The organism is Bradyrhizobium sp. 61 (assembly GCF_023073075.1).
Classification (GTDB): Bacteria; Pseudomonadota; Alphaproteobacteria; order Rhizobiales; family Xanthobacteraceae; genus Bradyrhizobium; species Bradyrhizobium barranii.
This window is the reverse complement of record NZ_JADPIU010000008.1, coordinates 160086-181906: the sequence shown is the minus strand read 5'-3', so window position 1 is coordinate 181906 and position 21821 is coordinate 160086. Positions and strand designations below refer to the sequence as shown.

27 protein-coding genes are annotated in these 21821 nt (G+C 65.0%); 20 read left to right on the top strand and 7 right to left on the bottom strand.

Going from position 1 to position 21821, the window contains the following annotated elements; genetic code table 11:
• Window positions 1–4 precede the first annotated feature (4 nt).
• Window positions 5–922 (bottom strand): branched-chain amino acid ABC transporter permease, encoded by a 918-nt coding sequence (locus IVB46_RS03650; protein WP_028147449.1) that lies wholly within the window; start codon window positions 920–922, stop codon window positions 5–7.
• Window positions 923–1211: 289 nt separating this feature from the next.
• Between IVB46_RS03650 and IVB46_RS03645 the strand changes: the two genes are divergently transcribed.
• Both IVB46_RS03645 and IVB46_RS03640 read left to right on the top strand, forming a co-directional pair.
• The gene (locus IVB46_RS03645) at window positions 1212–1370 is read left to right on the top strand and encodes a hypothetical protein (RefSeq protein ID WP_166091448.1); all 159 of its coding nucleotides are present in this window, start codon (window positions 1212–1214) and stop codon (window positions 1368–1370) included.
• 182 nt (window positions 1371–1552) lie between these two features.
• Window positions 1553–2089, top strand: coding sequence for a hypothetical protein (locus tag IVB46_RS03640; protein WP_166091451.1), 537 nt, complete (start codon window positions 1553–1555; stop codon window positions 2087–2089).
• Here the strand turns inward: IVB46_RS03640 and IVB46_RS03635 are convergent.
• The 3 genes from IVB46_RS03635 to IVB46_RS03625 form a co-directional block, all read right to left on the bottom strand.
• Window positions 2051–2443, bottom strand: coding sequence for a carboxymuconolactone decarboxylase family protein (locus IVB46_RS03635; RefSeq protein ID WP_039152041.1), 393 nt, complete (start codon window positions 2441–2443; stop codon window positions 2051–2053). The two genes, IVB46_RS03640 and IVB46_RS03635, sit on opposite strands and share 39 nt — an antisense overlap.
• Before the next feature lie 110 nt (window positions 2444–2553).
• Entirely contained in the window at window positions 2554–3336 is a 783-nt protein-coding gene (gene pcaD / locus IVB46_RS03630) for a 3-oxoadipate enol-lactonase (RefSeq protein WP_247309391.1), read from the bottom strand.
• A 75-nt stretch (window positions 3337–3411) separates the two neighbouring features.
• The gene (locus tag IVB46_RS03625; RefSeq protein ID WP_247309393.1) at window positions 3412–4767 is read right to left on the bottom strand and encodes a 3-carboxy-cis,cis-muconate cycloisomerase; all 1356 of its coding nucleotides are present in this window, start codon (window positions 4765–4767) and stop codon (window positions 3412–3414) included.
• Window positions 4768–4936: 169 nt separating this feature from the next.
• Between IVB46_RS03625 and IVB46_RS03620 the strand changes: the two genes are divergently transcribed.
• From IVB46_RS03620 to adhP, 11 genes are all read left to right on the top strand, one after another.
• Complete coding sequence (locus IVB46_RS03620) at window positions 4937–5383, top strand: carbon monoxide dehydrogenase subunit G (RefSeq protein WP_247309395.1); 447 nt, start codon at window positions 4937–4939, stop codon at window positions 5381–5383.
• A 149-nt stretch (window positions 5384–5532) separates the two neighbouring features.
• On the top strand, window positions 5533–6018 hold the full coding sequence (locus IVB46_RS03615) for a (2Fe-2S)-binding protein (protein ID WP_014494194.1): 486 nt from the start codon (window positions 5533–5535) through the stop codon (window positions 6016–6018).
• Between the two features lie 32 nt (window positions 6019–6050).
• The gene (locus IVB46_RS03610) at window positions 6051–6857 is read left to right on the top strand and encodes a xanthine dehydrogenase family protein subunit M (RefSeq protein ID WP_014494195.1); all 807 of its coding nucleotides are present in this window, start codon (window positions 6051–6053) and stop codon (window positions 6855–6857) included.
• Window positions 6858–6919: 62 nt separating this feature from the next.
• Window positions 6920–7828: a MoxR family ATPase gene (locus IVB46_RS03605; protein ID WP_028147443.1), complete on the top strand. Its 909-nt coding sequence runs from the start codon at window positions 6920–6922 to the stop codon at window positions 7826–7828.
• Between the two features lie 140 nt (window positions 7829–7968).
• Window positions 7969–9171 carry a VWA domain-containing protein gene (locus IVB46_RS03600; protein ID WP_071912469.1) on the top strand — a complete coding sequence of 401 codons (1203 nt, stop codon included), beginning with the start codon at window positions 7969–7971 and terminating at the stop codon, window positions 9169–9171.
• An 11-nt stretch (window positions 9172–9182) separates the two neighbouring features.
• The gene (locus IVB46_RS03595) at window positions 9183–9506 is read left to right on the top strand and encodes an XdhC family protein (protein WP_007602422.1); all 324 of its coding nucleotides are present in this window, start codon (window positions 9183–9185) and stop codon (window positions 9504–9506) included.
• Between the two features lie 2 nt (window positions 9507–9508).
• Window positions 9509–10210, top strand: coding sequence for an XdhC family protein (locus IVB46_RS03590; protein WP_247309397.1), 702 nt, complete (start codon window positions 9509–9511; stop codon window positions 10208–10210).
• Window positions 10207–11811: a molybdopterin-binding/glycosyltransferase family 2 protein gene (locus IVB46_RS03585; protein WP_247309399.1), complete on the top strand. Its 1605-nt coding sequence runs from the start codon at window positions 10207–10209 to the stop codon at window positions 11809–11811. Before IVB46_RS03590 ends, IVB46_RS03585 begins: the two co-directional genes overlap by 4 nt.
• Before the next feature lie 223 nt (window positions 11812–12034).
• Window positions 12035–12424, top strand: coding sequence for a DUF4189 domain-containing protein (locus tag IVB46_RS03580; RefSeq protein ID WP_028158473.1), 390 nt, complete (start codon window positions 12035–12037; stop codon window positions 12422–12424).
• Between the two features lie 131 nt (window positions 12425–12555).
• The gene (locus IVB46_RS03575; protein ID WP_247309401.1) at window positions 12556–12966 is read left to right on the top strand and encodes a DUF2000 family protein; all 411 of its coding nucleotides are present in this window, start codon (window positions 12556–12558) and stop codon (window positions 12964–12966) included.
• Window positions 12967–13102: 136 nt separating this feature from the next.
• Window positions 13103–14128: an alcohol dehydrogenase AdhP gene (adhP, locus tag IVB46_RS03570; RefSeq protein ID WP_247309404.1), complete on the top strand. Its 1026-nt coding sequence runs from the start codon at window positions 13103–13105 to the stop codon at window positions 14126–14128.
• A 118-nt stretch (window positions 14129–14246) separates the two neighbouring features.
• Here the strand turns inward: adhP and IVB46_RS03565 are convergent, their stop codons facing one another.
• From IVB46_RS03565 to IVB46_RS03555, 3 genes are read right to left on the bottom strand one after another with little or no spacing between them, the layout of a single operon-like run.
• Window positions 14247–14660, bottom strand: coding sequence for a GFA family protein (locus tag IVB46_RS03565; protein WP_247309406.1), 414 nt, complete (start codon window positions 14658–14660; stop codon window positions 14247–14249).
• 15 nt (window positions 14661–14675) lie between these two features.
• Window positions 14676–15149 (bottom strand): SRPBCC domain-containing protein, encoded by a 474-nt coding sequence (locus IVB46_RS03560; RefSeq protein WP_247309408.1) that lies wholly within the window; start codon window positions 15147–15149, stop codon window positions 14676–14678.
• The gene (locus IVB46_RS03555) at window positions 15146–15481 is read right to left on the bottom strand and encodes a metalloregulator ArsR/SmtB family transcription factor (RefSeq protein ID WP_247309410.1); all 336 of its coding nucleotides are present in this window, start codon (window positions 15479–15481) and stop codon (window positions 15146–15148) included. The genes IVB46_RS03560 and IVB46_RS03555 overlap by 4 nt, the downstream gene beginning before the upstream one ends.
• Before the next feature lie 109 nt (window positions 15482–15590).
• Here IVB46_RS03555 and IVB46_RS03550 point away from each other — a divergent pair, with 109 nt between their 5' ends.
• The 7 genes from IVB46_RS03550 to IVB46_RS03520 all read left to right on the top strand — a co-directional run bounded on the left by IVB46_RS03550 (window position 15591) and on the right by IVB46_RS03520 (window position 21794).
• On the top strand, window positions 15591–16280 hold the full coding sequence (locus IVB46_RS03550) for a TetR/AcrR family transcriptional regulator (protein WP_247309413.1): 690 nt from the start codon (window positions 15591–15593) through the stop codon (window positions 16278–16280).
• Entirely contained in the window at window positions 16277–17194 is a 918-nt protein-coding gene (locus IVB46_RS03545; RefSeq protein WP_247309415.1) for an efflux RND transporter periplasmic adaptor subunit, read from the top strand. Before IVB46_RS03550 ends, IVB46_RS03545 begins: the two co-directional genes overlap by 4 nt.
• Window positions 17191–18123: an ABC transporter ATP-binding protein gene (locus IVB46_RS03540; protein WP_247309417.1), complete on the top strand. Its 933-nt coding sequence runs from the start codon at window positions 17191–17193 to the stop codon at window positions 18121–18123. Before IVB46_RS03545 ends, IVB46_RS03540 begins: the two co-directional genes overlap by 4 nt.
• Complete coding sequence (locus tag IVB46_RS03535) at window positions 18120–19283, top strand: ABC transporter permease (RefSeq protein ID WP_247309420.1); 1164 nt, start codon at window positions 18120–18122, stop codon at window positions 19281–19283. Before IVB46_RS03540 ends, IVB46_RS03535 begins: the two co-directional genes overlap by 4 nt.
• A gap of 29 nt (window positions 19284–19312) precedes the next feature.
• The gene (locus tag IVB46_RS03530) at window positions 19313–20620 is read left to right on the top strand and encodes an adenylate/guanylate cyclase domain-containing protein (RefSeq protein WP_247309422.1); all 1308 of its coding nucleotides are present in this window, start codon (window positions 19313–19315) and stop codon (window positions 20618–20620) included.
• A 112-nt stretch (window positions 20621–20732) separates the two neighbouring features.
• A complete protein-coding gene (locus tag IVB46_RS03525) occupies window positions 20733–20930 on the top strand; it encodes a hypothetical protein (protein ID WP_247309424.1) in 198 nt (65 codons plus the stop codon).
• A 132-nt stretch (window positions 20931–21062) separates the two neighbouring features.
• Window positions 21063–21794 carry a GntR family transcriptional regulator gene (locus IVB46_RS03520; protein ID WP_247309426.1) on the top strand — a complete coding sequence of 244 codons (732 nt, stop codon included), beginning with the start codon at window positions 21063–21065 and terminating at the stop codon, window positions 21792–21794.
• Window positions 21795–21821 lie beyond the last annotated feature (27 nt).

The window sequence follows — 21821 nt, the reverse complement described above, 5'->3', positions numbered from 1 at the left end:
ACCGTCAGACTTTTTCGACTTCGGGACGGCCAAGCAGGCCGGTCGGCATGAAGATCAGCACGACGATCAGGATCGAGAACGCCGCGACGTCCTTGTACTCGACCGAGAAATAGGCCGACCAGAACGTCTCGATCAGGCCGATCGCGAGACCGCCCAGCATGGCGCCAGGCAGCGAGCCGATGCCGCCGAGCACCGCCGCGGTGAACGCCTTGATGCCGGCGACGAAGCCCATGAAGAAATCCACCAGGCCGTAATAGAGCAGGTACATCAGGCCCGCGACCGCGGCGAGTGCGGCGCCGATCACGAAGGTCATGGAGATGGTGCGGTCGACGTTGACGCCGAGCAGCGCCGCCATGGTCTGGTCCTGCTCGCAGGCCCGCATGTCGCGGCCGAGCCGGGTGCGCGAGACCAGCCAGGTGAAGATCCCAAGCAGCACGATGGTGGTGAGAACCACCATGATCTGGATGTTGGAGAGCTGGATCACAAAGCCGTCCGCGCTTTCGTGCAGCGTATAGCCGCCGGTGATGAAGGGTGGAATCGGCTTGACGCGGGCGCCCTGCGCGACCTGCGAGTAATTGGTCAGCACGAAGGACATGCCGATCGCCGACAGCATCGGGGCGAGGCGGAAGGAATGGCGCAGGGGCCGGTAGGCGATGCGTTCGATGGTCCAGCCATAGAGCGCGGTGATCGCCATCGACACCAGCAGCACCACCAGCAGGATCACCGGGATCGCGGTCAGGCCGAGCGAGATCAGGATCAGGAAGGTGATCAGGGCGATGAAGCCGCCGATCATGAAGACATCGCCATGGGCGAAATTGATCATGCCGACGATGCCGTAGACCATCGTATAGCCGATGGCGATCAGGCCGTAGATCGAGCCCAGAACGAGACCGTTGATGAGCTGCTGGGCGAAATAATCCATGGGCTGCCGTTACCAAACCTGACGCGGCTCAAAGGGAGCTCTTCGAGAGAAAGTGTGATTGAGTTTCTTCTCGGGCCCCGGCAGCCCCTAAGCATTCTTCCCGTTTTGTAACAGGAGGGAACTGGTGGCTGCAACTGGCCATGCCTCGACACAAAGGCTTGTACAGAGGTCATTTCGCTACGGATGTCATTTCGGTTCCGCAGGTGCGAGGAACCGGGTTCCGCAAAGCAACCAAACTGAATCCCGGCCGTTGTCTCTCCTCTGAGGTCCAACTAGGGAGTTCCCCCAAATGTCGAAGCAGCAAGATCAGAATCCGGGCCAGCAGACTCAGAAACCCGGGCAGCAGCAGGGTGGCGGGCAGAAACCCGGACAGCAGCAGCAGGATCCGCAGCGCCAGGGCGAGAAGCCCGGCCAGCAACAGGGCGGCCAGCACGGTCAGGACAAGTAGTTTCGGAGCCTAGACGTGAAGAGGGCCCCGCCCGGAGGCGGGGCCTTTTTCCGTGGGCGCGACGCCCGGCGGGCCGGTTAAGGTAAACAAAGGGTTTAAATTGCCGCCATGGTCTGATGCGAGTTAGCTCCCCGGCAAAGCCTTCCCATGGAAGGCGCGCAGCGAGCGAAGCGGGAAGCGGCATGTTCAGGAATTGGCGGATCGGTTCGGTCAACGGCGCCCTGCTGGCGGCCTATTTCATCCCGGCCTGGACGCTTGTGGCCTTCAACATCATGGTGGCACCGGTGCACGGCCTCTACGAGCGGCCGAGTGTCGCGGTGGCGCTGTTCCTCAGCGACCATCTTCAGATGGCGGGGATGAGCACGGTGCGTGCCGCCTGGCTGCTGGCGCTGGGCCGGCTGACGGTGGTGGCGTTCTTTGCCATCTATCTTGCGCTTCTGTGCATTCCCCGCGTCCGCAAGAATGGCGGCAGCGACGAGGCGCTCGGCATTGCGCTTGCGATCGGCAGCCTCATTTCGTTTACGAGCATGTTGATGGCCTCGAAGGTCGGCGAGATGGCCGCGCTCCGGCTGCATGCCACCGAGCTCCTGCTGCTGCTCGGCGCTGCCATCGTGGTGGTGATCGAGCGGCCCGCGCCGGCGCCCAAGGACGTTCGGGAGACCGTCGAGACCGCCGCGCCGCTAGCTCTTGAGCAGGCCGAGCTCCTGCACAATGGCTGAGGCTTCCTTGACGGCGTGGTTCGCCGCCGGCACGCCACAATAGATTGCCTGCTGAAGCAGGATTTCCTTGATGTCGTCGGGGGTGAAGCCGCCCTCGGCGAGCGCCGCGCGCACATGCAGGCGGAATTCGTCCCATTGCCCCAGCGCGACCATGGTGCCGATCACGAGCACGCGCCGCGTGCGCTCGTCGAAATGCGGCCGCGTCCAGATCTCGCCCCAGGCGTAGCGCGTGATCATGTCCTGGAAGTCGGTGTTGAAGGCGTTGCGGCCCGCGATCGACTTGTCGACCCAGGCATTGCCGAGCACTTTTCGGCGCACATTCATGCCGGCATCGCGGCGCTTCTGGTCGTCCATGTTTTTTTCCTCCTCTCCGTCATTGCGAGCGTAGCGAAGCAATCCAGTATCACTCCGCGGCGATAGTCTGGATTGCTTCGTCGCTACGCTCCTCGCAATGACGGCCGTGGTTAGCGCTGCGTCAAGAAGCCCACCACCGCGTCGGTGAACGCGTGCGGCTGCTCGACATTGGAAATGTGCGCGGCGTCGATGATGGTCATGCTTGCGCCGGGAATGTTGGAGCGGATCAATTCACCCGCCGAGATCGGCGTCGCCATGTCGTGGCGGCCGGCGATCACCAGTGTCGGGCTCTTGATCTTGGCGAGCATCTCGCGCTGGTCGAGCGTCGACAGCGCCTCGCAGCAGGCGAGATAGCCTTCGATGGGGGAGGCGAGCAGCATCGACTTCATCTTCGCCGTGATCTGCGGCTCGCGCTCGCGGAAATCCTGCGTCAGCCAGCCCGCGATGACGGCATCGGCCACCACGGCGATGCCGCCCTTCTTCACCGCGTCGATGCGCTCCAGCCATTTGGTCGGCTCGGCGTAGTAGCAGGAGGTGTTGGCGAGGATGAGCTTGCCGAACCGCTCCGGCGCATTGGCCCCTAGCCACTGCCCGACCATGCCGCCCATCGAGAGGCCGCACCAATGCACCTTCTCGATGTTGAGGTCGTCGAGGATCGCCAGCACGTCGCGGCCGAAGCGCTCCATCGTGTAGGGGGCGGGCGGAACGTTGGACTTGCCGTGGCCGCGGCGGTCGTAGCGGATGACGCGGAACACCTGCGTCAACGCCTTCATCTGGGGCTCCCACATCTGCAACGTGCAGCCGAGCGAATTGGACAGCATCAGGGTCGGCCCGCCGTCGCGGCCCTCGACGGAGACGTTGATCAGGCAACCGTCGGCATCGATCATGGGCATGCTGGGCGTCTCCGTTCTGGAGCACGATCCGGAAAAGTGTGGGGCGGTTTTCCGAAAAAGATCATGCTCAAACAATTAATCTCGCTCGAGGCTGTCGAGCAGCCGGTCGATCAGGGCTTGGGAAGCCCCTTGATAGGCCATCGGCTCGAACAATGCCGCAATTTTTTCCGGCGGCAGATGCGCGGTGACCTGCGAATCGGCCGCGAGAACCTCGCGCAAATGCTTCTTTTCGGCGACCGCGCGCTTGCTCGCGGCCTCGATCAGATGATGCGCATCGCTCTTGCCGATCTTGTCGGCCAGCGCAAACGTAACGGCTTCCGCCATGATGAGCCCATGCGTCGTATCGAGATTGCTGCGCATGCGCGCGGCATCGACGTCGAGGCCCTCGGCGATGTCGAGGATGGCGGCGAGCGCGCCCGAGGTGACCAGCATCAATTGCGGCAGCGTCGGCCATTCCGCGTGCCAGGGGCCGGCGCTGCGCTCATGGTCCTGCACCTGGGCTGCAAAGATCGTCGCGGCGAGCTGCGGCGCCATGGTCGCGCAGCCCAGCGCGCTCGCGGCCGCGACCGGGTTGCGCTTGTGCGGCATGGTCGAGGAGCCACCGCGGCCTTCGCCGGCAGGCTCGAACGCTTCGCCAACATCGGTCTGCATCATCAGCGAGACGTCGCGCGCGATCTTGCCGCAGCTTCCGGCGAGAATCGCAAAGCATGATGCGGCTTCCGCGATCCGGTCGCGATGGGTGTGCCAGGGCGCTTCCGGCAGCGGCAGGTTGAGCTCCTGCGCCAATCGCTCTGCAACGACGAGCCCCTTGTCGCCGAGGGCCGCGAGCGTGCCGGCCGCGCCGCCGAATTGCAGCGCAAGACCCTCGCGGGAGAGCCGCCGCAGGCGGCAGCGGGCGCGGGCGAGGCTTGATGCGTATTCCGCGGCCTTGAGCCCGAACGGCATCGGCAGGGCGTGCTGGAGCCAGGTCCGCGCCACCATGGCCGTGTTGCGATGGCTCCGTGCCAGGGCGGCAAAGCCCTTGATGGCGCGGCTGAGATCGGCATCGAGCGCATCGATGCCGGCGCGAAGCGTGAGCATGGTCGCGGTGTCGATGACATCCTGGCTCGTCGCACCCCAATGCACGTAGCGCGCGGCCTCCGCATCGGCCTTGCCGACATTGGCCGTGAGCGCCTTGACCAGGGGAATCGCGAGATTGCCGGATCGCGTCGCGGCCTCGCCCAGGGCGGCCATGTCAAAGCTATCAGCCTTGCACGCGGCTTCGATCGGGCCGACCGCGGATGCGGGAATCACATCCGTGGCGGCCTCGGAGCGTGCCAGGGCTGCCTCGAAATCGAGCATGTTCTGGAGGGTCGACCGGTCGTCGCAGACCGCGCGCATGGCTGCGCTCGACAGCATCGGCGCGAGCAGGGGGGAGAGGGCTGTGCTCATGTTGCGCGGGACCTAATCACCATGCCCCGGCTCTGCCAATCCCAAACCATCGGCGGAAAGCTTTTTGCAGTTGCGAATATGCATTGCACGTGGCCGGGGGCTGCCCTTTCCTTTGCGGCCTCCGTGCGTTACTTGAGCACATTATAGCGAAGCATCCGGGAGGTACCCCATGGCCATGACGATGAACGGCGAAGTCCAGCTTGCGGCGCCGCGCGAGGCCGTGTGGGAGAAGCTCAACAATCCCGAGGTGCTGAAGGCCTGCATCCCCGGCTGCGAGGAGCTGGAGAAGACCGACGACGGCGGCTTTCGCGCGACGGCGAAAATGAAGGTCGGGCCGGTGTCGGCGCGCTTCAAGGGCAAGGTGACACTGAGTGATCTCGACCCGCCGAACGGCTACAAGATCTCTGGCGAAGGCGAGGGTGGGGTGGCCGGCTTCGCCAAGGGCGGCGCCGTGGTCAAGCTCGCGGAGAAGGACGGCGGTACGCTGCTCGCCTACGAGGTCGAGGCGCAGATCGGCGGCAAGTTGGCGCAGCTCGGCCAGCGCCTCATCAACGGCGCCGCCAAGAAGCTGGCCGACGAATTTTTCGCGAACTTCGCCAAAGCGGTACAGGGCTAGCGGTACAGGGCTGAAGGCTATCGCCTTTCGGCATGGCGCCTTGCGTCCGGGGCGATGTTGCCCCGGGGCATAATGGCCCATATGATGGGTTGGAATAATTATAAGAACCGCTTCGACGGGACCCGTCGGGGCGCTGATAGAGAGTGCTTATGGCAAAAATCTCCCTCATCGTGAACGGCAATCCTGTCACGGCCAACGTCGATCCCCGCACGCTTCTGGTGCAGTTCCTGCGCGAGAATCTGCGCCTGACCGGCACCCATGTCGGCTGCGACACCTCGCAGTGCGGCGCCTGTGTCGTGCATCTCGACGGCAAGGCCGTGAAGTCCTGCACCACGCTGGCCGTGATGGCCGACGGCCACGAGGTCAAGACGATCGAGGGACTGGCCGCCGACGGCGCTCCGCTGCATCCGATGCAGGAGGCCTTCCGCGAGCACCATGGCCTGCAGTGCGGCTTCTGCACGCCGGGCATGATCATGACCGCGATCGACATCGTCCATCGCAAGGGCCACGAGCTCGACGACCACACCATCCGCGAGGAGCTGGAAGGCAATCTCTGCCGTTGCACCGGCTACCAGAACATCGTCGCTTCGATCTCCGCCGGCGCCAAGGCGATGGCGAAATCCGATCTCGCCTAACCGCGCGCGCATTCTGCGATCAGGACATTCAGATGTACGAATTCAAATACCATCGCCCTGGGACCGTTCGCCAGGCGGCCAACCTCCTGGTGAAGAACGAGGACGCCAAGGTGATCGCCGGCGGCCACACGCTGATTCCCGTCATGAAGCAGCGTCTCGCGAGCCCGCCCCATCTGGTCGACCTCTCCCATATCGAGGGGCTCAACACGATCGAGATGAAGGGCCGCGCGCTCGTGATCGGCGCCACCGCCAGGCATGCCGAGGTCGCAAGCTCCGCGATCGTCGGTGAGGCGATCCCAGCGCTGGCCAATCTTGCCAGCCAGATCGGCGACCCGGCCGTGCGCCACAAGGGCACGATCGGCGGCTCGCTCGCCAACAACGATCCGACCGCGGACTATCCGGCCGCGGTGCTCGCGCTCGGCGCCACCATCGTCACCAACAAGCGCCGCCTCAAGGCGGAAGAGTATTTCCAGGGCCTGTTCACGACGGCGCTCGAAGCCGACGAGATCATCACCAAGGTGATGTTCCCGCTGCCGAAGAAGGCGGCCTACATCAAGTTCCGCAATCAGGCTTCGCGTTATGCGCTGGTCGGCGTGTTCGTGGCGCGGCGTCCTTCGGACGTGCGCGTTGCCGTCACCGGTGCCGGCTCCGAAGGCGTGTTCCGCGTCACCGCGTTCGAGGAAGCCCTGAAGAAGCGCTTCGCCGCGAAGGCGCTCGATGGCATCGAGGTGCCGGCGGAAGGCCTCAACAGCGACATCCACGGCAGCGCCGAATACCGTGCGCATCTCATCGGGGTGCTGACGCGGCGTGCCCTCGATGCCGCCAACGCCAAGGAGTGAGTGAACCTCACGCCTCGGCCCAAACTTGTCCCCGGTGAGGGCGTAGCGAGACTGGCTTTTTCATGACTCTCACGGCCCTGCCGGCATCGGTCGATGCGATGCTCGAACTCTTGACTTCGCGCGGTTATCTCGCGGAGCGGTCGCTGGCGACGGTGACCTATCTGTCGCTGCGTATGGGCCGGCCGCTGTTCCTGGAGGGCGAAGCCGGCGTCGGCAAGACCGAGATCGCCAAGGTGCTCTCGGCGGCGCTGGGGCGGAAGCTGATCCGCCTGCAGTGCTACGAGGGCCTCGACGTCTCCTCCGCCGTCTACGAGTGGAACAGCGCCGCGCAGATGATCGCGATCCGGATGGCGGAAGCCGCCGGCGACACCGACCGCGATCAGCTCTCGTCCGACATCTTCGCCGACCGCTACATGATCAAGCGGCCGTTGCTTCAGGCGCTGGAGCCCGACGTCGCCGGGCCGCCGGTGCTGCTGATCGACGAACTCGACCGCGCCGACGAGGCGTTCGAGGCATACCTGCTCGAAATCCTCAGCGACTTCCAGGTGACCATTCCCGAATTCGGCACCGTGAAGGCGCCGCATCCGCCGATCGTCATCATCACCTCCAACCGCACCCGCGAGATCCACGATGCGCTGAAGCGGCGCTGTCTCTATCACTGGGTCGACTATCCCGAAGCCGAACGCGAACTCGCGATCGTCAAGACGCGCGTGCCCGGCATCTCGGCCAAGCTGTCGCAGCAGGTCGTGCGTTTCGTCCAGGCGCTGCGCAACCAGGATTTCTACAAGTCGCCGGGTGTCGCCGAGACCATCGACTGGGCCACCGCGCTGTCGGAGCTCGACGCCCGCTCGCTGACCCCGCAAGTGGTTGGCGACACGCTGGGCGCGCTGCTCAAGTACCAGGACGATATCACCCGGATGCAGGGCGACGCCCTGCAAAAGGTGCTGAAGGAAGCGACGAGCGAGAATTGATCTTGCGCCACTAGTACTCCGGTCATTCCGGGGCGACGCGCAGCGTCGAGCCCGGAATCCATAACCACGATCGGGAGTATGGATTCCGGGCTCGCGCCAAGTGGCGCGCCCCGGAATGACGAGGGGATGGATACGAGACCATGGCCATCAACCACCTTGCGCCCGACCAGACCGAGCAGTTCGCCGACAACATCGTCGGCTTCGCCCGCGCGTTGCGTGCAGCCAGCATGCCGGTCGGGCCGGGCGCCGTCATCGATGCCATGAGCGCGCTCCAGGTGATCGACATCGGCAACCGCGCCGACGTCTTCACCACGCTGGAGGCGATCTTCGTCAAGCGCCACGAGCATGCGCTGATCTTCAGGCAGGCCTTCAACCTGTTCTTCCGCGCCTCGGAAGAGTGGAAGCACATGCTGGATTCGGTGCCGTTGCCGGAGCAGGCCAAGAAGAAGCCGCAGGCCGGCTCCCGCCGCGTGCAGGAGGCGATGTCGCAGCCGCGGATGACGGAGACGCCGCAGCACCAGGAGCAAGATTTGCGCCTGTCGGTCTCTGACAAGGAGATCCTTCAGAAGAAGGATTTTGCGCAGATGAGCGCGGCTGAGATCACCGAAGCACTCCGCGCCGTCGAGCGGATGCGGTTGCCGCAGGCCGAGCTTCTGACGCGCCGGCACCGGCCGGATCCCCGCGGGCTTCGTCTCGATTTGCGCCGCACGCTGCGCGCGTCCTTGCGCACCGGCGGTGACATCATCGACATCCATCGCCTCGGGCGCATCGAGAAGCCGGCGCCGATCGTCGCGCTGCTCGATATCTCGGGCTCGATGAGCGAGTACACCCGCCTGTTCCTGCATTTCCTGCACGCCATCGGCGACGCCCGCAAGCGCGTCTCGGTGTTCTTGTTCGGCACCCGGCTGACCAACGTCACCCGGGCGCTGCGCCAGCGCGACCCTGATGAGGCGCTGGCGAGCTGCTCGGCCTCGGTCGAGGACTGGGCCGGCGGCACCCGGATTTCGGCCTCGCTGCACAACTTCAACAAATTGTGGGCGCGGCGGGTGCTGAGCCAGGGCGCCATCGTGCTGCTGATCTCCGACGGGCTGGAGCGGGAGGCCGATTCCAGGCTCGCCTTCGAGATGGACCGGCTGCACCGGTCCTGCCGGCGGCTGATCTGGCTCAACCCGCTTCTGCGGTTCGGCGGCTTCGAGGCCAAGGCCCAGGGCATCAAAATGATGCTCCCGCACGTTGACGAATTCCGCCCGGTACATAATTTGAGTTCGATCCAGGAGCTGATCACGACGCTCTCCCGGCCGCTGCCGCCGCATCACCGCAGCCTGATCCGTTCCGCAGCTTGAGAGGTTAAGCCATGCTCGATCGCGACGAGGATATTCTGAAGGCGGCGGAGGATTGGCAGAAGGCCGGCCGGGGCGTCGCGCTGGCCACTGTTGTCGAGACCTGGGGCTCGGCGCCGCGCCCGGCGGGTTCGAGCCTCGTCATCAACGATGAGGGCACGTTTCTGGGGTCGGTCTCCGGCGGCTGCGTCGAGGGCGCCGTGGTCACCGAGGCTATGGACGTGATCCAGAGCGGCAAGCCCAGGATGCTGGAGTTCGGCGTTGCCGATGAGACGGCCTGGAATGTCGGGCTGTCCTGCGGCGGCACCATCCGCGTCTTCGTCGAGAAGGTCGGCTAGCCGTGAAGCTCGCAATCCTGCACGAACTCAATGCCGAGCGCGCCGCGCGCCGGCCGGCGATTTTGGTGACCGACACCGAGAGCGGCGAGCAGCGCCTGGTGAAAGCTGCGGATTTTGCAAACGACCCGCTGCGCACTGAGCTGGACAAGCAGCTTCGCATGGGCAAGAGCGCCAGTGTCGAAGCCGGCGGCAAAAAGCTGTTCCTCAACGTCTATGCGCCGACCGCAAAGCTCGTCATCGTTGGCGCAGTCCATATCAGCCAGGCCTTGGCGCCGCTGGCGCGCTCGCTCGGCTACGACGTCACCGTGGTCGATCCCCGCACGGCGTTTGCGAGCGCGGAGCGCTTCCCTGACATTCCCCTGGTCGCCGAATGGCCCGACACGGCGCTGCCGCCGCTCGATGTCGATGCCTACACGGCTTTCGTCGCGGTGACGCACGATCCGAAGATCGACGATCCCGCGCTGCTGCACGCCTTTGAGCGCAACTGCTTCTATATCGGCGCGCTCGGCTCACGGAAGACGCATGCCAAGCGCGGCGACCGGCTGCGCGCGCAGGGCGCCAAGGACAGCGACATCGCGCGCATCCACGCCCCCATCGGGCTGGCGATCGGCGCTGTCTCGCCGTCCGAGATCGCGGTGTCGATCATGGCCGAGATCACGGCGGTGCTGCGCCTGCCTCCAAAAGAAAAAGAAGAAGCGGCATGAAATTCGGACCGGCGAGCCCCAAGGATGCGATCGGCGGGGTGACCGTCCACACCCTGCGCCAGGGTCCGCTGGTGCTGAAGAAAGGCACGACGATCGGCCCGGCCGAGGTCGAGGCGCTGGAGCGCGCTGGCATCAAGGACGTCGTGGTGGTGCGCATGGAGGAGGGCGACGTCTCCGAGGATGTCGCCGCCGCCAGCATCGCGCTGGCCGTCGGCGGCGAGGGCATTCATGTCGAGCGCGCCTTCACCGGCCGCGCCAATTTGTTCGCCGCAAGCCCGGGCGTGCTGGTGATCGACCGCGCCGCGGTCGACCGCATCAACAATATCGACGAGGCCATCACCTTTGCGACGCTCTCCGCCTACAAGCCGGTGGTCGAGGGCGAGATGGTCGGCACCGTCAAGATCATCCCGTTCGGCGTCGAAGGCAATTTGCGCGATGCCGCGGTGAAGGCGGCGGGCAGGGACGTGCTGAAGATCGCGCCCTACGTCATCAAGCGCGTCGGCGTGGTCTCGACGCTGCTGCCGGGCCTCTCGTCGAAGGTGATCGACAAGACGCTGCGCGTCACCGCCGAGCGGCTCGCGCCGGCTGGCGCCAGCATCATTGCCGAGCGGCGCGTGCAACATGAGGAACGGGCGCTGTCGGCCGCGATCAAGGAATTGCTCGGGCTTGGCGCCGAGCTCGTGATCGTGTTCGGGGCGTCCGCGATCGCCGACCGCCGCGACGTGATTCCGGCGGCCGTCACCGGGATCGGCGGCGAGATCGAGCATTTCGGTATGCCGGTCGATCCCGGCAATTTGCTGCTGATCGCGCGGGCCGGCGGGGTGCCGGTGCTGGGCGCGCCGGGCTGCGCACGCTCGCCGGTCGAGAACGGTTTTGACTGGGTGCTGATGCGGCTGCTCGCCGGCATCAAGGTGACGCGTTCCGAGTTGATGGGCATGGGCGTCGGCGGCCTCCTGATGGAGATCGTCACGCGGCCGCAGCCGCGCGCAGAACCCGCGATTGAGGGCAACAGCCAGGTCGCGGCCATCGTGCTCGCGGCTGGCCGCTCGACCCGGATGGGCGGACCGAACAAGCTGCTCGCCGAGCTCGACGGCAAGAAGCTGGTGCGGATCGCGACCGAGCAGGCGCTGGCCTCCAAGGCCTCCGAGGTGATCGTCGTCACCGGCCATCAGACCGAGCTGGTCGAGCAGGCGCTGCAAGGCTTGAAGGTGAAGTTCGTCCGCAATCCGGATTTCGCCGGCGGCATCGCGAGCTCGGTCAAGGCCGGCATCGCGGCCGTGCCTGAGGCTTGCGACGGCGCCGTGGTCTGTTTGGGCGACATGCCACTGATCGATGCCGGCCTGATCGACCGTCTCATCGACGGCTTTGCGCCGGACCGCGGCAACCTCATCGTCGTGCCCGTCAGTGACGGGCGCCGGGGCAATCCCGTGCTGTGGTCGCGCCGCTTCTTTAGGGAATTGATGACGCTCGACGGCGACGTCGGCGCGCGCCATCTGATCGCCAAGCACACCGAAGCGGTGGCCGAAGTGCCCGTGGATGGCGAGAGCGCCTTCCTCGACATCGACACGCCGCAGGCGCTGGAAGCGGCACGGCGGGGATAGTGCCGTAGGGTGGGCAAAGCGACTTTTCCGTAGCTCGTAGAGCGAAGGCGGAAGCGTGCCCACCAATTTTGAATGATGGTGTGGATGGATGGTGGGCACGGCGCTTTGCGCCTTTGCCCATCCTACGGCACTCTCATTCGTTCGATTTCACCCCTCGTTCACCATCTGGAAACGTCCACCGCCTAGAGTCCTCTCCACCTGCCTTGGGGGGAGGGGTTTTTCCATGGCTTCGAATGTCGTCGCGCGCCGTTGCGCGATGTTTTTCTTTGCGCTGTCGGTTTGTGTCGCCGGCGCTCGCTATATCACGGATGCGCATGCTGCCGGTGCGTTTGCGGTCGGCAAGTGCGGCGCCTATGGCCAAGCCTTCGATTACGGCGCCGAGCGCGAGGCCCGTGCAGCGGCACAGAAGCAGTGCAAGGGCGACTGCACGACCGTGACCATGAAGCGTGCCTGCGCGGCGATGTCGGTCGATATGGCCAACCCGTGCGGCGCGTATGGCTATGCCGTCAAGCCGAAGATATCGGCCTCGCTCAACGCCGCCACGCGCGAATGCTACAAATACGGCGGCAAGGAATGCGTGATCCGCGCCTGGGCCTGCGACGCCAAGGGTTGAATTTCTCTTGCTGTCATTCCGGGGCGATGCGTAGCATCGAACCGGGAATCCATTCGTCCACCGACTCTGTGGCCCGATGGATTCCGGGCTCGCGCCTTCGGCGCGCCCCGGAATGACAGTTCGAGGTATGCATGCAGCTCGACACCAAGATCGCGGTCGTGATCCGTACCGATCTTCAGGCCTGGCAGAAGCTCAACGTCGCGTCGTTTCTCACCAGCGGAATTGCCGCGGCCTTTCCGGACTGTATCGGCGAGCCCTATGAGGACGGTTCGGGCACGAAGTACCACGCGCTGATCGGCCAGCCGATCCTGATCTACGGTGCCGATGGTGCCGCGCTGTCACGCGCGCTCGACCGTGCGCTCTCGCGCAATGTGACGGCGGCCCTTTACACCGAGGACATGTTCAAGACCACGCGCGATGCCGCCAACCGCGAAGCGGTGAGGGCGGTTGAGCGCACCGATCTCAATCTCGTCGGCATCGCGATGCGCGCCGAGCGCAAGGTGATCGACAAGATCGTCGACAGTCTGAAGTTCCATAGCTAGCGGTACTTCAAGCAGCCTCGTCTTCGCGGTGTCGTGATGGTTCCTGCGACGGATAAACTTGCGTTCTTTGACTCCAATCAAGGGTGCGCCGCCCGGCATCGCTAGTCTGCCCTCTGTATTGCAATGGAGCAGACACATGCCGACCATGAAAGCCGCCATCGTCAAACAATTCGGCAAGCCGCTGGTGATCGAGGACGTGCCGGTGCCGCAGCCCGGTCTCGGCGAGGTTTTGGTCAAGGTGAAAGCGTGCGGCGTCTGCCACACCGATCTGCACGCAGCTTCCGGCGACTGGCCGGTGAAGCCGGTTCCGCCCTTCATTCCCGGGCATGAGGTGGCGGGAACCGTCGCTGCACTCGGGCCAGGTGTGAAAAATCTGAAGGTCGGCGATGCCGTCGGCGTCGCCTGGCTGCACGACGCGTGCATGGCTTGCGAATATTGCGAGACCGGCTGGGAAACGCTGTGCGAGCACCAGCACAACACCGGCTACAGCGTGAACGGCGGCTTTGCCGAATATGTCATCGCCTCGGCCGCCTTCGCCGCAAAGCTCCCGGCAACGATCGATTTCGCCGCCGTCGCGCCGATCCTGTGTGCCGGCGTCACCACCTACAAGGGATTGAAGGAGACCGACGCTCGGCCCGGCGAGTGGGTCGCGATCTCCGGCGTCGGCGGGCTCGGCCATGTCGCGATCCAGTACGCCAAGGCGATGGGGTTCAAGGTCGCGGCCGTCGACATCGCCGAGGACAAGCTCAAGCTCGCACGCGAGACCGGCGCCGATCTCGCGGTCAACGCGCTGGAGGCCGATGCGGTGGACAAGGTTGTGGCAGCAACCGGGGGCGGGGCCCACGGTGTGCTGGTGACGGCGGTCTCGACCTCGGCGTTCGCGCAGGCGCTGAAGATGGTGCGTCGCAAGGGCACCGTCAGCTTGGTCGGCCTGCCGCCGGGCGAATTCCCGACGCCGATCTTCGATGTCGTGCTCAAGCGTATCACCGTGCGTGGCTCCATCGTCGGCACCCGCAGGGATCTCGACGAAGCCATCGCATTCGCCGCGGACGGCAAGGTCAAGGCCGAAGTAGCCAAGGTGCCGCTCGCGGAGATCAATAACGTCTTCGACCGGATGAAGGCCGGCAAGATCGACGGCCGCATGGTGCTCGACTTTGGCTAGAGCGTTTTCGAGCGAAGTGGATACCGGTTCGCGTAAGGAAAACGCGTCAAGACAAGAATCTAGAGCCCCGTTCCGATTCCATCGGAACTTCCATCGGAACGGAAGTGGCTCTAGTGCCTCACGCTGGCGGCATGGTCTCGAATTTCGGCAGGTCCGGATCGAGGTGGTCCCAGCCATGTCCACGTGCTGCGTAGGTCACCACCTGCGGCTTGTAGCGGGCGGGCTCGTCGAGGCTTGCGGCGCGGATGGTGAAGATGTCGGGCATTGCGGCGAAGGTCATGTAGACCGGCAAGCCGCACTGCGTGCAGAAACCGCGCGTCTTCACGTTGCCGCTGTCGCCGACCATGTCCCAATGCTTCGCCTCGCCCGTCACCGTGACGCCGGCGCGTGCGAAGGTCATGTACGAGCCGTGGCCGCTACCGCTTTCGCGCTGGCAATCCCGGCACTGGCAGTGATTGCTGAACAGCGGCTCACCGAGAATCGAATAGCGGATCGCGCCGCAGGCGCAGCCGCCGGTAAAAGGCTTGGTCATCGAAAGATCTCCCACTCACTTCTCGCCACTGATCTCGTCGAGCTGACGCACGACCTTCTTCCAGCCGCCGCTCATGACCGTGTAGGCGGACTCGTTCCTCGGCATGACGAAGCCCGCATGCACCAGGCGGATCCGCGTGCCGGCTTCGACCGGGGTGAGGGACCACGTCACGACGGTATCGAGCGGCGCGCCGTAGCCGGTGTTGCGTTCGTCGCCGCCCTTCCAGGCATAGACGAGGCGCCGGTTCGGTATCACTTCGAGAACGCGGCAATGGATGACGCCGTCCCAGTTGCCGCCCGGCGTTGTCTGGAAGGTGAAGGCCTTGCCTTCGACGGCTTCGAAGCCGGTCGGCGGCATCAGCCAGCGCGCGATCAACTGGGCGCTGGTCAACGTCTTCCAGATCGTCTCGGGCGCGTGAGGGAAGACCTCCTCCAAAACAATGTCTTGGACGATGTCTTTTGTTTCGGCTCTGAACTCGGCTGCACTCACGGATCGATCTCCTTCAAGAGGTCACGCAGATTCTGGAAGCGCTCGCGCCAGAACACGCCGTAATGGTCCATCCAGGTGACCAGCGGCTCGAGTCCTTGCGGCGCGGCGCGGTAATAGACGTTGCGGCCCTCGGCGCGCTCGGCGACGAGGCCGGCCTGCTTCAGCGACTTCAAATGCTGCGAGATCGCGCCCTGCGTCACGCCGCTGCCGCGGGTGAGCTCGGCGACGCTGATCTCCTTGCTCTCGAACACGCGCTCGAACACGGCACGACGGGTCGGATCGGCGAGGGCGCGCATCACGGATGTGACGGGATTTGGAGCGGCTTCGATCATGAGCATTCAATTAGCAAACGCTAATGCATTAGTCAATGCTAATTTGTTGGTTTGCGTAGGGCTGGATCGCTGTCTTGACTATGACTGACCGGTCAGTCATAAATGGAGAATGACCAAGAAGCCAAGCAAAGCAGCCACGCCAACCGCAGCTCGCGCCGATGCGAAGGGCCGTGCGCCCGCCGACGCTGCGCCCGCTTCGAACCGTGCCACGCGTGCGGCCGAGCGTCGGTCGGCCATCGTGGAAGCGGCGATGGAGGAGTTCATTGCGCGCGGCTTTGCCGCGACGCGGCTCGACGACATCGCCAAGCGGGCGGGCGTGGCCAAGGGCACGATCTACCTGCACTTCAAGGACAAGGAATCGATGTTCGAGGAGCTGGTGCGCACGGTGATCGTGCCGGTCGTGGCCAAGCTGAATGCGCTGCCGCCGCCGACGGGCTCGGTGCGCGATCTCGTCGAGGCCTTTGCCGGTAACTTCCTCAAGGAGGTCATCGGCACAAGGCGCGGCGATCTCGTGCGATTGATCGTGGCGGAAGGGCCGCGCTTTCCGTCCGTCGCCGATTTCTACTATCGCGAGGTCGTCTCGCGCGGGATCGCCGGCATGCGCGCGCTGATCGAGCTCGGCATTGCCCGCGGCGAGATCCGCGAGAAGAACCTCGCGCGCTATCCGCAGATCCTGGTCGCACCCGCGATGATCGCGGTGATCTGGCAGAGCCTGTTTGCGCGGCACGCGCCGCTCGACGCCCAGGACATGCTGCGCGTCCATCTCGATCTGATTTTTGGCGAACGGAGGACGACATGAGGTCGTCGCAAACCATCTCTCACCTCATCCTGAGGAGCGCGGAACGCGCGTCTCGAAGGATGCAGGCCCGGCTGTGGCTCCTCGCCCTTCGAGACGCCGCTTCGCGGCTCCTCAGGGTGAGGGGTCGACAGGGATATCTGCCGCGCCTCTGTTCGATTGCGGTTCTGGTGCTCGCAACCACGCTTGCCGGTTGCAAGGACAAGCGCGATCCCGGATTTCAGGGTTGGGTCGAGGCCGACATGATCTTCGTCAGCCCGGACGAAGCGGGCCGGGTGACGAAGCTCAATGTCCGCGAGGGCGACGAGGTGAAGGTCGGCGATGCCCTCTATTCCGTCGACGACGATCTCCAGCTTGCCGACCTCAACCAGAACAAGGCGACACTGGCCAATGCGCAGCAGACCTATGATCGCGCGGCCTCGCTGAACAAGACCGGCTCCGGTACGCAGGCCAATCTCGATTCCGCGGTGTCGTCCTTGCGTGTCGCCGAAGCGCGGGTCGCGACGTCGGAGACGCGAATGGCGCGGCGCAGGGGCTTTGCGCCCGTTGCCGGCACCATCCAGCAGATCTACTTCCGCGAGGGCGAAATGGTGGCGGCGCAGCGGCCGGTGCTCTCGATCATGCCGCCCGGCAATATGAAGCTGCGCTTCTTCGTGCCCGAGACCGAGTTGCCGAAACTTGCGATCGGCGACACGGTGCGCATCTCTTGCGACAATTGCGCGGCGGATCTCACCGCAAAGATCTATTTCATCGCGACCTCGGCCGAATACACTCCGCCTGTCATCTACAGCCTCGATGAGCGCAACAAGCTGGTCTATTTGATCCAGGCGCGGCCCTCGCGGCCCGATGCCCTGCGGGTCGGACAGCCGATCGACGTCTATCTCCATCCAAAAACGCCGGTGGCGGACAAGCGATGAACGGCGGTAACGGCATCGCGATCGACGTCAAGGGCCTGACCAAATCGTTTGGCGGCCGCGAGGTCGTGCACGATCTGTCGATGCAGGTGAAGCGCGGCTCGATCTACGGCTTCCTCGGGCCGAACGGCTCGGGCAAGACCACCACCATCCGCATCCTCTGCGGCCTGCTCACGCCCGACAGCGGCGAGGGCACCTGCCTCGGCTACGACATCCGGCGCGATGCCGAAAAGATCAAGCGCCAGGTCGGCTACATGACCCAGCGTTTCAGCCTGTACCAGGACCTCTCGGTGCGCGAGAATCTCGAATTCGTCGCGCGGCTCTATGGCCTCGCCGATCCACGCGGCGCTGCGCGCGACATGATCAAGCGGCTCGGGCTGTTGGGGCGCGAGGAGCAACTCGCGGGCGAGCTCTCCGGCGGCTGGAAGCAGCGGCTCGCGCTCGGGGCCTGCACGCTGCCCAGTCCGAAACTGCTGCTGCTGGACGAGCCCACCGCCGGCGTCGATCCCAAGGCGCGGCGCGATTTCTGGAACGAGATCCATGCGCTCGCGGCCGACGGCCTCACCGTCCTGGTCTCGACCCACTACATGGACGAGGCCGAGCGCTGCCACGAGATCGCCTACATCGCCTACGGCCATCTGCTGGCGCACGGCACGGTGGAGGAGGTGATCGCGAAGTCCGCCCTGACGACCTACACCGTGACGGGCGAGGAGCTCAACGGGCTCACGGCCGCGCTCACCGGCAAGCCCGGCGTGGACATGGTGGCACCGTTCGGCACTTCGCTGCACGTTTCCGGGCGCGACGTCGCCGCGCTCGAGGCCAGCATCGCGCCGTGGCGCGAGAAGAGCGGCCTGCACTGGCACAAATCATCGCCCTCGCTCGAAGATGTGTTCATCGAATTGATGAGCCGTTCCAGGGACAATTTCCAATGAGCGCCGCCGATCATCCCGCACCCGCGCACGAGATCCGCGAGCGCTTCGGCTTCTGGAAGCGCTCCTATGCGATGCTGGTCAAGGAGTTCATCCAACTCAAGCGCGACCGTGTGTCGTTCGCGATGATCGTGATGCTGCCGGTGATGCAGCTTCTGCTGTTCGGCTATGCCATCAACACCACGCCGCACAATCTGCCGAGCGCGGTGCTGCTCCAGGAGGACTCGGATCTTGCCCGCTCGGTGTTGAAGGCGCTGGAGAACACCGCCTATTTCCGCTTCATCTACGAGGTGCACGACGTCGACGATTTCGACAACCTCCTGAAATCAGGCAAGGTGCTGTTCGGCGTCGAGATCCCGCGCGGCTTCGAGCGGGCGGTGCGGCGCGGCGACAGGCCGGCGCTGCTGGTTGCGGCCGACGCCACCGATCCGGTGGCGGCCGCCGCTGCGCTCGGCTCGCTCGGCATGGTCGTGCAGACCGCGCTTGCGCACGATCTCTATATCGGCAATCCGCCCGAGATGCCGTTCGAGATCCGCGCGCATGCACGCTACAATCCGGCCGCGTCGTCCAGCCTCAATATCGTGCCGGGCCTCGTCGGCACCATCCTCACCATGACCATGCTGATCTTCACCGCGCTCTCGGTCACCCGCGAGGTCGAGCGCGGTACCATGGAGAGCCTGCTGTCGATGCCGATCAAGCCGGTCGAGGTGATGTTCGGCAAGATCGTTCCTTATGTGCTGGTTGGCTTCCTTCAGGCCTTCCTCATCATCGGCATCGGTGTCGGCTTGTTCGGCGTACCCTTGCTCGGCAATCTGTTCCTGCTCGCGCTGCTGTCGACCTTGTTCATCGCTACCAATCTGTCGATTGGCTACACCATCTCGACGGTGGTGCAGAACCAGCTCCAGGCCATGCAGATGGCCATGATGTTCTTCCTGCCGAGCATTCTGCTCTCCGGATTCATGTTCCCGTTCGCCGGCATGCCGGTCTGGGCGCAATATCTCGGTGAATGCCTGCCGCTGACCCACTACTTGCGGATCGTCCGCGCCATCATGCTGAAGGGCGCGACCATGCAGAATTTGCACTTCGACGCGCTGGCGCTGGCGATCCTGATGCTGGTCGCCATGACCATCGCGGTGACGCGCTTCCGCCGTACGCTGGATTGAGGCACAATGCCCCGGAATCGAGGGGAGAAATGGTCAGGTTTGCCAGCAGGAAGACCCGGCAACATGCCGTGATGTCGGAGGAGTTCGAGCGCGAGCTGACGCGAGAAGTGCTGCGGACCGAGCTGTTGCGGGTGAGGGCGCTGATCACGACGGGCTGCGTCATGATCCTGTTCCTCACCGCAACCTACCTGATCGACCCTGCCATCGTGAACCGGGTCTGGCGCGGGACGGAGGGCTTGGTCCGCGAATACATGCTCTTGGGGGGCTTCATCCTCTTCGAGGTCTGGGTCCACAGCCAGATCAGGCGAAACCTCAAGCTCGATCGCGACCTGCCGGTGATCAGGCGCTATATCGGCGCTCTCATCGAAACGTCGCTGCCGACGATCATCCTGATTCTGCAGATTCGCAGCATGGGCGCCGGGCCCGCGCTCGGTTTCGTGCTGCCACTGGCCTATTTCATCTTCATCATTCTTTCGACGCTGCGGCTCGATTTCTGGCTGTCCACCTTCACGGGATTTGTGGCCGCGGCCGAACTCCTGGCCGTCGCGCTGTACTACAATTCGGCCAGCGACGCTGGCGAACCGCTGATCTACTTTCACGCTGTGCGCAGCACCATCATCCTGATCTGCGGCGTGCTCGCCGGCTCCGTCGGCGCGCGGCTGCGGCGGCAATTTGCCGCGAGCATCGCGGCCGCCACCGCGCGTGATCGCGTCACCAACCTGTTCGGCCAGCACGTCTCGCCGCAGGTGGTGGAACGGCTGATGGCGGCGGGGCCCAGCGCGGGCGGCGACCTTCGCCGCGTCGCGGTGATGTTCGTCGATTTCCGCGGCTTCACCGCCAGCGCGCGGTTGCGCACTCCGCAGGAGGTGGTTGACCGGCTCGACGGTGCGTTCGCCGTGCTGGTCGACATCCTCGATCGTCAGGGCGGCATCGTGAACAAGTTTTTGGGCGATGGCTTCCTCGCCCTGTTCGGCGCGCCGCTGGAGGCCTCCGACGCCGCGCACCGCGCGGTTGCCGCAGGCCGCGAGATGCTGGCCGCGATGGACCGCATCAACGCGCAAACGAGCTGGCCGCTGCGGATCGGCATCGGCATCCATTTCGGCGAGGTCGTTGCCGGCAATATCGGCTCGCCCCGGCGCAAGGAGTACACGGTGATCGGCGACACCGTGAATTTCGCCTCGCGGCTGGAGGCACTCAACAAGGAGTTCGGCTCGCACCTCCTGATCTCCGCGTCCGTCCGCGAGGCGCTCGGCGACGACGGTGAGGACGCCGTCGCGCTCGGCGAGGTCGCGGTTCGCGGCTACGAGCACAAGGTGGCGGTGTTTCAACTGGGGTGAGGGTGCTCGCGTTTCGTTGAAGGCGCGTGATGAAATATCTCACGGCGATTTCCGCTCATGTTGTCAGGACGCCGAAACCTCTCGGCTTCCGTTTGCCACGCGGAGAGAACCCATGACCCGATTGACCCTTGTCTCGGCCGCCCTGATCGCCGCCGCCGTCTATCAAACCCAGGCCGCAGCCGCTCGCGACGTCGCCCCGCGGCGCGCCTCGCCTCTGGCGGCTGCGGATTGCGTGAGGGCTCCGGCACAGGGCGCGTTTGCCTCAGCGCCCTACAAGCAGCCGCCCTGCACGCCGAGGGCAGCGAATTAACGCGCAAGGCAAGGTCGGGTTGGCAACGTCCACCGGCCCGACCTCGCGTCCCCCGCGGGCATCGCCGGTTTCTCGATTGCGGTACTATGGTAGTTCTTGACTCCTATCTCATCTAGTCATCTATATGACTATATGAATGCGGCCCCGCACGACGACCGCCTGCCACGCTACCAGCGCCTGCGCGACGACCTCGCCGTGCGGATCAACCGCAATGAATGGCGGCCGGGCGAGCCGATCCCGTCGGAGGCCGAGCTTGCGGCGCATTACGGCGTCGCCATCGGCACCGTGCGCAAAGCGATCGATCAGCTCGTTGCGGATGCCGTGCTGGAGCGCCAGCAGGGCCGCGGCACCTTCGTGCGGCGGGCGCGCTTCAACTCCTCGCTATTCCGCTTCTTCCGCTTCCAGTCCGAGAGCGGCGAGCGGCGCGTGCCGAAGAGCCGCATCATCCGGCGCAAGAGCGTTCCGGCGAATTCGGCCGTTGCGTCGGCGCTGCGCATCCCTGTCGGCGAGCCCGTGATCAGCCTGTCGCGTCTGCGCCTGATCGACGATGTACCGCTGCTCGCCGAAGAAATCTGGCTCCAGCAATCGCGCTTCGCGCCGATCCTGGAGATCGACACCGCCGAATTCGGCGACCTGCTTTATCCGCTCTACGAGGAGCGCTGCGGGGAGGTGGTGGTGTCGGCCGAGGAAATTCTGACGGTCGAAACCGCCAACGAGATGCAGGCGCGCCTGCTGCGCCTCGAAGCGCACGCACCATTGATCGTGATCGAGCGCCTCGCGCTCGATCTGGAGCGGCAGCCGATTGAATGGCGCAGGTCGCGGGGGCCAGCCGACCGGTTCCGCTACCACGCCGAGATCCGCTGAGAGCGGCGGCTTCCAGCACCAAACATC